The sequence below is a fragment of the Tessaracoccus pujii genome, assembly GCF_054483895.1.
In genome coordinates this window covers 3,262,902-3,272,518 of sequence record NZ_CM137012.1, presented here as the reverse complement: position 1 = coordinate 3,272,518, position 9,617 = coordinate 3,262,902, and the positions used below count along the sequence as shown (strand labels likewise).

Here is a 9,617-nt window from a genome sequence, read left to right as displayed (position 1 = left end):
GCCGGTCGCACGCGTGCCCCGCGGACCGAGGGCGGGGTGCTGATCGCGACTTCGGGCGCGTCCATGGCTGAGCGGCTCACGTGGCCGCCAGGTCGGTCAGGGCCGCGGCCAGGCGGCGGTGGAGGTCCGGAGTGCGGACCGCGAACCGCAACCACGTCGGCCCGAGACCCGGGAACGTCTCGCCGCGACGCACGGCGAACCCTCGCTCGGCCAGGGGCCCGCGCAGCGACGACGGGGACAGTGCCGCGGCGTCGGCGAGCACGAAGGGGGCCTGGCCCGGGACGACGGCGAGTCCGGCTTGGGTGAGGCGGGCGGCGAGGTCGGCGCGGGCCGCGACGGTCTCCTCCGCGAGGCGGGCAGCCTCGGCGGCGGCGCGGTGCGAGGTGCAGGCGACGGCCGCGCGGATCGCAGGCGTGGAGACTGACCAGGGCGGCTGCTGGGCGGCGAGGAGGTCGATAAGGGCGGGGTCGCCGACGACGTATCCGATCCGAAGCCCTGCCAGGCCCCAGGTCTTGGTGAGCGAGCGCAGCACGAGGCGCCCGGGCATCGAGGGCTCGATGAGGGTCTCCCGCTCCCCAGGGATGGCGTCCATGAAGGCCTCGTCGACGACGAGGGTCTTGGAGGGGAGCCCGAGGAGGTCCTCGGCGCGGTGGAGGACGCCGGTGGGGTTGGTGGGGTTGCCGACAATGGTGAGGTCGGCCGTCGGAACCTGGGAGGGGACGAGCCTGAAGCCCCCGTCAGGGCGGAGCAGGTGTCGACGGGGGTCGCGGCCGGCGGCGCGGAGCGCCGCCTCGGGCTCGGTGAACTGGGGATGGACGATCAGCGCGTCGCCCGGGATGGCGCGGGCGATGAGCGTGAACGCCTCCGCGGCGCCGGCGACCGGGAGCACCATCCCGGGGTCGACACCGTGGTGCGCGGCGATTGCGTCGCGGGCGGGGCTTGGGTCCGGGTAGGTGGCGACGTTGCCATCGCCGAAGATCTCTTCGGCGAGCCAGGCCGGTGTCGCTGGGACTCGGACGTTGACGGCGAGGTCGACGAGGCCTGGGGCGAGGTCGCTGTCGCCGTGGTGCAGGAGGTCGACTGTGCCGGGCACGAGCCAGGTTGGGTCGGGGGTGCGCGGTTGCTGTTCCTCCAGGCAGGGTCTCGGACCCCTCAGGGGATCGGGAACCGATCTGGAGGAACACCAGCCGCGCTGGTGGGTCGAGCCGGCCTCGGGAACGTTCCCCTTCGCCGGAGGCGCGAGGCGGGGGATGCGCTCCGCCGCCTCGCGGGAGGCCTTCCTGAGGGAGCGGGAATGGACCGAGTCGGCGAAGCGCTGCGCCAACTGGGGGTGGCCCGCCCAGTGGACGTGCAGGTAGGACGCGTGGAGGCTCCCCCCCGCGACACCGTCAGCCCTCCCGTCCAGCATCCACGCCGGCACGGCGCCCTCGGGCCCGTCCGCTTCCCTGGCTGCGGTCTCCCCAACCGGAGTCACCGTCGTGCGGTGGAACTCGTGCCCGGTCACCTCCTCCCCGGGGCGGCCAAGCAGCGTGGCCCGGTCCGTCGTCGCAACCCGGTAGCCCATCGTCAACCGCGGCCCCATCGCCGCGTCCGCCTCGACGGCGCCCACCATCCCGCGACCGTCCAGGCTCCGGCACAGGTACAGCAACCCGGCACACTCCGCGACCGTCGGCAGCCCGCCCGTGACCGCCTCCCGGATCTCGGCCATCAAGGCCCGGTTCGATGCCAACTCCCCCGCGTACACCTCCGGGAACCCGCCTCCGAGCCACAGCCCGGCGCTCCCCTCCGGCAGCCTCTCGTCCACGAGCGGGTCGAACTCCACCACCCGGCAACCCGCCGCGGCAAGCAGCTCGTCGGTCTCCGGATACCGGAACGTGAACGCCCGGCCGCCGGCCACGGCCACCACGGGCCGACGGTCCGACGGCGGCGACACTTCCCGCGCCGGGTCCCACGCCTCGCATCCAACCGGACCGACGGCACGAGCCACCGCCAGCAGCCCCGCCACGTCCACGTGCGCGGCCACCATGTCGCCCATCGCCGCGACCCTCGAGTCGTCGCGTTCCGCCACCGGCACCAACCCCAGATGTCGCGACGGCGCCTCGATGTCCAGTGCCTTCGGCAGCACCCCCAGCACGGGCAGCCCCACCTCCTCGACGGCGGCGCGGGCCTCCGCGCCGTGGCGCTCGCTGCCCACCTGGTTGAGGATCACTCCCGCCACGTGAACGCGGGGATCGAACCTCGCCATGCCCAGCGCCACCGCCCCGGCGCTGCGCGCCGTGTGCCGCGCGTCGATCACCAGCACCACCGGCGCCTCGAGCAGCCCCGCCACGTGCGCCGTCGACCCGTATCCCCCGGTGCCGAGCCGGCCGTCGAACAGCCCCATCACGCCCTCGATCACCGCCACATCCGCCCCGGCGGAGCCGTGCGCGAAGAGCGGCCCGATGCGCTCCTCCCCGCAGAGGAACGGATCCAGATTCCGGCCCGGCCGTCCTGTGGCGAGCCCGTGGTAGCCGGGGTCGATGTAGTCCGGCCCCACCTTGAACGGCGCCACCTCCAGCCCCCGCGCCCGCAACGCCGCCATGAGGCCGGTGGCCACCGTCGTCTTCCCCTGCCCCGACGACGGCGCCGCGATCACCAGCCGGCTCACCATTCGATGCCCGCCTGCCCGCGTTGGCCCTGCTGGAAGGGGTGCTTGACGAGCGTCATCTCTCACCGCGACACCGCCACGAGGTACGCCCAGCTCACGACGGCGCGCGCCGGCGTCCAGCCGAGCAGGCGGCCGATGGGCGCCGCGTGCTCGTGGTGCAGCCGGGCGAGCTGCCCGCCCCACCGTCGGTATGCCGCGACACACACCTCCTCGGCCTCCACCGTCACCCCGTGCACGACGATCCGGCCCCCAGGCGGCAACGCCTCAACCGCCCGATCCACCAGCGACGAGGTCGCTCCGCCGCCGATGAACACCGCGTCCGGCCGCGGCAGGCCGGCCAGCGCCTCCGCGACACCCGCCTCCACCAGCCGCACCGCGCCCGCCGGCGCAAGCCGGGCCGCGTTCGCCGCGACCCTCGCCGCCCGCTCCGGCACCCGCTCGACGGCGACCGCCCGCGCCCCGTCGGCGGCCCGGCACCACTCGATGGCCACCGACCCGGCGCCCGCCCCGAGGTCCCACAGCAGCTCCCCGGCCCGGGGGCGGAGCAGCGCCAGCGCGGAGGCGCGGATGTGCCGCTTGGTGATGAGCCCGTCGTGCTCGAAGACGTCGTCGGGCAGGCCGGGGGTGCGGCCGAGGAGGGTGCCGTCGGGGTCGGTGATCATGCGCGGGATCCTTCGGCGAGGAGGTCGAGGACCTGGTCGAGGTCGCGGGGGGCGCCGGGCAGGCCGAGGCGTTCGGCGAGTTCCAGCGGCCAGGGGCGGCGGAGGTGGGCGTCGCGGAGGAGGACCTCATCGCCGAGCAGCGACGGTGGCCCCTGCGCCACGCGGCCGCCCACCACGACGGCCACCTCGTCGGCCCAGGCCAGGGCGAGGTCGACGTCGTGGGTGGCCAGCACGATGCCGGCGTCCAGGCCGGCAAGGGTGACCAGCAGGTCGGCGACCCCGGCGGGGTCGAGGCCGGCGGTCGGCTCGTCGAGAAGCAGGAGGTCCGGCCTCATCGCCACCGCCCCCGCCAGGGCCACGCGCTTGCGCTCGCCGAAACTCAACTGGTGCGTGGGGCGGGCGGCGAGGTGCGCGATTCCGAGCAACGAGAGGGCCTCAAGGGTGCGGGCGCGGGCGGCGTCGTCGGTGAGGCCGAGGTTGAGCGGCCCGAACGAGACGTCCTGGGTGACATCCGCCGAGAAGAGCTGGTCGTCGGGGTCCTGAAGCACGAGTTGGACGCGACGACGGTGCGCCCGCAGCGCGGTCCGCGTGTGGGACAGCGGCTGTCCGTCCAGCGTGACCCGGCCGTCGGAGGGGCGCAGCGCGCCGGCCAGGCACTGCAGCAGGGTGGTCTTGCCGGACCCGTTGGCCCCGAGCAGCGCCACCCGGCGCCCCCGCGCGGCCGTGAGGTGTGCGCCGGTCAGCACCGCCGGCCCGCCGGGATACCCGACGACGACCCCCTCGGCCCGCAACATCACGCCACCGCCCATGAGGCCAGCCAGATGCCGGCGATGAGAGCTGCGCCCGCAGCCAGAGTCCAGGGGCGGGTGGAGCCGGTCTGCCGCAGCGTCGGCAGCGACTCCTCGTAGCCGCGCAGCTCCAGGCCCGCCTGCAGCCGGGTGGCGCGGCGCCAACTCATCAGCAGCACCGTGCCGACGCCGTCGACTGCGGCCCGGAACCGGCGCCGGAAGGGGGCCTCGCCCCCGAGTCGTGCGGTCTGTGCGGCCTGCAGCGCGAGCGCGCTGCTGAGGAGGACGAACAGCAGCCGGTACATCAGCTCGGCGAGCTCCAGCAGCGGGCCCGGGATGCCGCGACGGTGCAGCCAGCCGAGAACGTCGACCATCGGCGTGGTGGTGGCGAGCAGCAGGACGGCCAGTGTCCCCGCGACGCCGTGCGCGAGCATCTCCGCCGCCCGGAGCCCGCCGTCGGCGGTGACGCGCAGCCCGTCGCCCACCTCGACGGCCAGCGGCAGCGCGCCCACGAGCAGGAACGCCAGGGGCGGCAGCGCGACGGTGGCAACCAGCCCGGGTCGGATGCGGGCCGGGCCGAGCATCAGGAGCAGCGAAGCCGCCGCCACGAGCAGGCTCCCAGGCCAGGCCGGGGTGAGCAGAGCGGTCAGCACCAGCGCGACGGCGAGCCCCACCTTGTGCCCGACGGCGACCCCCCGCCACGGTCCGGCCCAGGCGGCGTCGTCGACGGCGGTGAGGTGGACGCTCACGTGAGTAGGCCGTTCACGACGTGCGCCGAGCTGTCAATCGGCCGAGCACGAAGCCCAGGAGGAGCCCGCCCAGTCCCGCCTGGAGTGCGAACAGGCCGGACTCGAGTTCCGGGCTGAGGCTCAACAACGGCCCGTACCTCGGGCCTCCGGCGAGTTCTGTGGCCGCAGCGTCAGTGCCGGCGAACTCGGCCCCCGAGGGTGCCAACGCCAGGCTCCCGAGATAGACCGCGACGATCGCGACGACGAGGGCCGCCCCGATCCACAGGTCGCGGCGGCTAAACACGGACATCCCCCCGAAGCAGGCCGAGCCCGGACAGCACCGGGTACGCCGCACGGGTCAGGAACCCGACCAGCAACACGCCGAGCAGCCCCTCGGCGACGGCCAGGGGGATCTGGGTGACCGCAAAGAGCGTGAGGAACTTCACGAGTGCACCCCCGAGCCCACTCACCGGATCCGGGTAGGCCAGCGCCAACTGGAAGGACGTCACGGCGTAGGTGGCGATGTTCGCCACCGCCATCGCCACGAACATCGACAACCACAGCGGAGCCGATAGCCGCGACGTCGCCCGATAGACCCCGTACGCCGCCCACGGTCCGACGACCGCCATCGAGAACGCGTTCGCCCCCAACGTCGTCAGCCCGCCATGAGCAAGCAACGTCGCCTGGAACAGGAGCACCAGCGTGCCGAGGAACGCCATCACCGGCGGCTTGAGCAGCACCGCCCCCAGGCCTGTACCGGTGGGGTGCGACGAACTCCCCGTGATCGACGGCAGCTTCATCGCGCTCACCACCAGCGTGAACGCGCCGGCCGCCGCAAGGATCAACTTGCGCTCCGGGTGCTCTCGCACCGTGGTGAGCACGGCGCGGGCGCCGTGGATGACGAACGGGGTGGAGGCGGCCAACCAGGCCGCGCAGTGCAATGGGGGTAGCATCCCCTCGGCGATATGCATCGCGATCTCAAGTCCCTTCGGCCGGGATGACGCGTCCCGGGCAGTCGGCCTTGAGGGGCCAGTTCCTGACTTCCCGCGCGACGGCGGTTCACAGTGGCGCGACCGTGCCGGCTCAACCCGGCTTCCTGGTCCCCTCGCGGATGAATGTGTGACGCCAGTCAACCACAACCCCCGTCGTCACCCGGCTACGGGGTCCACTACGGTGAGCGGCGTGCGCTACGACTATCTGACCGACGGCTCCGAGATCTACCGGGAGTCCTTCCGGATCATCCGCGAGGAGACCGGCCTCACCCGGTTCCCCGACGACGTGGCCCGCGTCGTCGTGCGGATGGTGCACGCGGCCGGAGCCCCGGACGTCGCCGACGACGTGGCCTTCACCCCCGGCGTCGTGGCCGCCGCCAACGCCGCCCTGAGGGCCGGCGCGCCGATCCTCTGCGACTCCTCGATGGTGGCCACCGGCATCATCGCCTCCCGCCTCCCCCGCGACAACGACGTCGTCTGCCACATCAAGGCCCCCCGCCTCGCGGCGCTGGCCGCCGAGAAGTCGATGACCAAGACCATGGCCGCGATCGACCTGTGGCTGCCCCGCCTCGACGGCGCCGTCGTCGCCATCGGCAACGCCCCCACCGCACTCTTCCGGCTGCTCGAGGTGGTCGCGGAGACCGGCGTGCGGCCGGCCGCGGTGATCGGCATCCCCGTCGGGTTCGTCGGCGCCGCCGAGTCCAAGCAGGCGTTGGCCGACAACGACCTCGGCCTCGAGTACCTCGTCGTCCACGGCCGACGGGGCGGCTCGGCCCTCACGGTGGCCGCCGTCAACGCCATCGCCAGCACCGACGAGCTGACCAACACCTCGCGCCAGGGCTGAGAATCGCTGGCATGACGCCGGCAGGGCTACGCTGAGGCGCATGCCCGCCCGCCGCCACGCACCCCGCGACGAGGTGGTGTACAAGAACAAGTACGTCGGCACGGTGGAGTACCACACCAGCCGCTCCGGCTATGGCGACGCGTCGATGGTGTCCTACCGGTTCCCCTGCCAGGTCCCGCAGAAGACGAGCCCTGACTTCGTGCTCATCCACGGCATCGGCGTGTCCGCGCGTTCGTACGGTCCGACGGCGGTGGAACTCGCCAACCACGGCGACGTCCACCTCATCGATCTGGCCGGATACGGCCGCTCGCCCCGCCCCCAACCGCGACCTGAGCATCGCGGATCACGCCGCGCTCGTCGGCAAGTACCTGCTGGCCGGGAAGGATCTCGACCACCCAATGGACGAGTGTGGCGCCGAGGTCCCCCTAAGAGCCTCGGCGCCACACGCTCACCACTGCGAATGAAGACCTGTCGGCACCCGGGAAGCCACGGGAAGAGCTCGCACAGGTCGGCCGGGGCGCCGACGGACCCCACCGCCCACGACCACTGCCCTGCGACGAGGTATCCGTAGATCGTCATGGGCGCAGTGTCGCCGCGATCCGGCGCGAACGCATCCGAGAGGGTACGAAAGTACCTTCCCGCGCTCCTCCGCTCGTCAGGCGAACGTTGCCGAGCCGTAGGATGACGGCGTGGGACGGAAAGCACTCTCGAGCGGCGCGCTGGAGGTCCTCATCGCGCTCGTGATCATCACGGCCGAATTCCTCGCGCCCCGAGCGCGGATGGTCCTGACTCCTGAGGTCGTGGCAATCGACATCGCCGCGTTCGTCACCGTGGTGGTCGCGGTCCGGTGGCCGCAGGTCGGCGCGGCATTGACCATCACCCTGGCCATCGCGGCGGCCGCAATCGACGAGAACTCCCTCGGCTTCTGGCCCTACCTCCTCCTGCTGCCGGTGGTCGCGGCCCTACGGAACGGCCGGTGGGCCCAGGCGGCGGTCATGGCGGCGACCGTGTTCACGGCGTCGGTGACCGCCTCCGCCCGCAAGCTCGGAGAGGAGTTCAATCCATTCGAGGTGATTCTCGGCTGGCTCGCCCTCGACGGCGTGTTCGTGCTCGTCGGGTTCGGCCTCAACGCCGTGTCGCGCAACGCCGCCGAGGCCGAGGCCCGTCGCCAACGCGACCTTCGCCTTCAGGCCACCCTGGATCTGCACGACTCGGTCGCCCGCGAACTCACCGTCATCGCTATGGAGGCGGACGCGGCCCACCTCGCCGGCGGCGCCACTCCAGAGACCCTGGCCGCACTGTCCGATCGGGCCCGCAACGCTGGAGCCGCCCTCCGCGACACCATCCGCATGATGCAGCTCGGAGAGGCCGAGCCGCAGGACGCGAACTTCCGGGAGACCCTGGCTTCTGAGGTCCGCGAACTCAAGCGTCGCGGCCACGAGGTCACCCTGTCCGGAGACCTCAGCCCCACCCTGCCCGCCTCCGTCGACCGCGCCCTCGCGCAGATCTTCCGGGAGGCTCTCCACAACGTGGCCAAGCACGGCCTCAGGCACGGCCCCTGCACCATCGTCGGCGAGCTGTCCGCAGTGGACTACCAGTTGGTGATCACCAACCGGATGAGTGCCGAGCAGACCCAGGGCACCGGCCTCGGCACGCTCGGCATGCGCCACCGTGCCACTCTGGCGGGCGGGAGCCTCCATATGGCATCGGCGCACGGCACCTGGACCTGCCTGGTGGAGATGCCGCTGACCGTGAGGCAACTGCAGACATGATCAGCGTCGGGATCTGCGACGACGACGCCCTCGTCCTCAGCTACCTCGCGAGCACGCTCGCGCGCGTCGACGACATCGCGGTCGTCCACCAGTGCGCCGGCGGGCATGAGGCTCTCGCCGCGTCCCAAGTCGACCTGTGGCTCATGGACGTCCGGATGCCGGGCATGTCGGGGGTGGAGGCCTGCCGGGCGCTCACCTCCCGCCCGGACCCGCCGCGCGTCCTCCTGCTCACTAGCCTCAGCAGCACCACCCTCACCGAGGCGCTCGGGGCGGGCGCCAGCGGGTTCCTGTACAAGGACACCCCCGCCAAGGCGCTTGTCGCAGCCATCCTGACCGCGCACGCCGGGATCTTCGTCCACTCACCCGACGCGGCGCGCCCCCTCACCACGAGGGTGACCAGCCGGGAGCCAGCGCCCGACGGAGTGCTGCGCGACGCCGTCGACCACGAGTTGATCCGGGCCATCAACGCCGGCCGCAGCTATCACCAGATGGCCGAGGCCTTGGGCATGTCCGTCTCGGGGGTCAAGAAGCGGGTCGGCACCCTCATGAGGCGCGCGGGCGTCAACAGCCGCCCCCAGCTGATGGCACAATCCGTCTCTTGGTCAAACGCATCCACCTGAGATGAGATGCCCCGCCCGGATGGTCCTGCTCCGACCTAGTTGACGGTCCAGCGCGGCTTGGTCAGATCGCAACCTTTCGGGATGTGCGTGTCATCGGAGACCTCAGCCGAGGCCGCGGACTCACCGCCGGTCAGTTCAACCGGCCGACCGAGTTCGAAGGTACCGTGCTCTGTCTCGAGTGCACCATGGTCACCCCAACTCGGGGCGCCGCGGAAGACCGGTAGGTAGTCGGTCCCATCTTCGGCAGTCAGGTATAGGCAGCCATCATTGAGCTGCAGCATCCCGCTGACCAGGGCCGTGGGTCCGCCGTCGTTTAGCGCCCCCTCCCGCCAAGCTACCTCGGGGGCAGCCTGGCTCGACGTGCAGCCGAGGCTCAGACCAACCGCAGCCCAAACCAGCCACACCATCCAGTGCTTCATACCGCCTAGTCAACACAGCGACCCGTCGCCGAACAAGCAGCGGGACCAAAGAGGGTACTTTTGTGCCCACCCATGAGTCGGCGCTACCCGTTCCTCTGCACACTGCAAGGCAGGGAGCGACGCTCGGTCCGACCCCGGCCCCAGC

Annotated in this window: 11 protein-coding genes; 4 read left to right on the top strand and 7 right to left on the bottom strand. The window is 72.3% G+C overall.

Annotation, left to right across the window (positions count from 1 at the left end; all coding sequences use genetic code 11):
* Nucleotides 1-76: 76 nt before the first annotated feature.
* Genes cobBC through ACX1D0_RS15205 form a run of 6 tightly spaced genes read right to left on the bottom strand, consistent with a single transcriptional unit; the run spans nt 77 to nt 5,796 of the window.
* Entirely contained in the window at nt 77-2,650 is a 2,574-nt protein-coding gene (gene cobBC, locus ACX1D0_RS15230) for a bifunctional hydrogenobyrinic acid a,c-diamide synthase/histidinol phosphate aminotransferase CobBC (protein ID WP_459018839.1), read from the bottom strand.
* A gap of 59 nt (nt 2,651-2,709) precedes the next feature.
* Nucleotides 2,710-3,309 (bottom strand): precorrin-6Y C5,15-methyltransferase (decarboxylating) subunit CbiT, encoded by a 600-nt coding sequence (gene cbiT / locus ACX1D0_RS15225; RefSeq protein ID WP_459018838.1) that lies wholly within the window; start codon nt 3,307-3,309, stop codon nt 2,710-2,712.
* Complete coding sequence (locus ACX1D0_RS15220; RefSeq protein ID WP_459018837.1) at nt 3,306-4,118, bottom strand: energy-coupling factor ABC transporter ATP-binding protein; 813 nt, start codon at nt 4,116-4,118, stop codon at nt 3,306-3,308. The genes cbiT and ACX1D0_RS15220 overlap by 4 nt, the downstream gene beginning before the upstream one ends.
* Nucleotides 4,103-4,846, bottom strand: a complete 744-nt coding sequence (cbiQ, locus tag ACX1D0_RS15215) for a cobalt ECF transporter T component CbiQ (protein WP_459018836.1) — start codon at nt 4,844-4,846, stop codon at nt 4,103-4,105. Before cbiQ ends, ACX1D0_RS15220 begins: the two co-directional genes overlap by 16 nt.
* Nucleotides 4,847-4,859: 13 nt before the next feature.
* Entirely contained in the window at nt 4,860-5,129 is a 270-nt protein-coding gene (locus tag ACX1D0_RS15210; protein ID WP_459018835.1) for an energy-coupling factor ABC transporter substrate-binding protein, read from the bottom strand.
* Nucleotides 5,122-5,796, bottom strand: coding sequence for an energy-coupling factor ABC transporter permease (locus tag ACX1D0_RS15205; protein WP_459018834.1), 675 nt, complete (start codon nt 5,794-5,796; stop codon nt 5,122-5,124). The genes ACX1D0_RS15210 and ACX1D0_RS15205 overlap by 8 nt, the downstream gene beginning before the upstream one ends.
* 211 nt (nt 5,797-6,007) lie before the next feature.
* On the opposite strand from ACX1D0_RS15205, the gene ACX1D0_RS15200 reads away from it, so the two are divergent.
* The 4 genes from ACX1D0_RS15200 (at nt 6,008) to ACX1D0_RS15185 (ending at nt 9,053) form a co-directional block, all read left to right on the top strand.
* Nucleotides 6,008-6,661, top strand: a complete 654-nt coding sequence (locus ACX1D0_RS15200; RefSeq protein WP_459018833.1) for a precorrin-8X methylmutase — start codon at nt 6,008-6,010, stop codon at nt 6,659-6,661.
* Nucleotides 6,662-6,701: 40 nt separating this feature from the next.
* Nucleotides 6,702-7,232: an alpha/beta fold hydrolase gene (locus ACX1D0_RS15195; RefSeq protein WP_459018832.1), complete on the top strand. Its 531-nt coding sequence runs from the start codon at nt 6,702-6,704 to the stop codon at nt 7,230-7,232.
* Between the two features lie 118 nt (nt 7,233-7,350).
* Nucleotides 7,351-8,433, top strand: a complete 1,083-nt coding sequence (locus tag ACX1D0_RS15190) for a sensor histidine kinase (RefSeq protein WP_459018831.1) — start codon at nt 7,351-7,353, stop codon at nt 8,431-8,433.
* Nucleotides 8,430-9,053, top strand: a complete 624-nt coding sequence (locus ACX1D0_RS15185) for a response regulator transcription factor (protein WP_459018830.1) — start codon at nt 8,430-8,432, stop codon at nt 9,051-9,053. The genes ACX1D0_RS15190 and ACX1D0_RS15185 overlap by 4 nt, the downstream gene beginning before the upstream one ends.
* A 35-nt stretch (nt 9,054-9,088) precedes the next feature.
* Here the strand turns inward: ACX1D0_RS15185 and ACX1D0_RS15180 are convergent, their stop codons facing one another.
* Nucleotides 9,089-9,472, bottom strand: a complete 384-nt coding sequence (locus ACX1D0_RS15180; RefSeq protein WP_459018829.1) for a hypothetical protein — start codon at nt 9,470-9,472, stop codon at nt 9,089-9,091.
* Between the last annotated feature and the right edge of the window lie 145 nt (nt 9,473-9,617).

Coding starts and splice junctions, on each gene's coding strand:
- ACX1D0_RS15195 (WP_459018832.1), top strand. CDS start 6,702: ATGCCCGCCCGCCGCCACGCACCCCGCGACGAGGTGGTGTACAAGAAC.
- ACX1D0_RS15180 (WP_459018829.1), bottom strand. CDS start 9,472: ATGAAGCACTGGATGGTGTGGCTGGTTTGGGCTGCGGTTGGTCTGAGC.
- cbiT (WP_459018838.1), bottom strand. CDS start 3,309: ATGATCACCGACCCCGACGGCACCCTCCTCGGCCGCACCCCCGGCCTG.
- ACX1D0_RS15185 (WP_459018830.1), top strand. CDS start 8,430: ATGATCAGCGTCGGGATCTGCGACGACGACGCCCTCGTCCTCAGCTAC.
- ACX1D0_RS15220 (WP_459018837.1), bottom strand. CDS start 4,118: ATGGGCGGTGGCGTGATGTTGCGGGCCGAGGGGGTCGTCGTCGGGTAT.
- ACX1D0_RS15205 (WP_459018834.1), bottom strand. CDS start 5,796: ATGCATATCGCCGAGGGGATGCTACCCCCATTGCACTGCGCGGCCTGG.
- cobBC (WP_459018839.1), bottom strand. CDS start 2,650: ATGGTGAGCCGGCTGGTGATCGCGGCGCCGTCGTCGGGGCAGGGGAAG.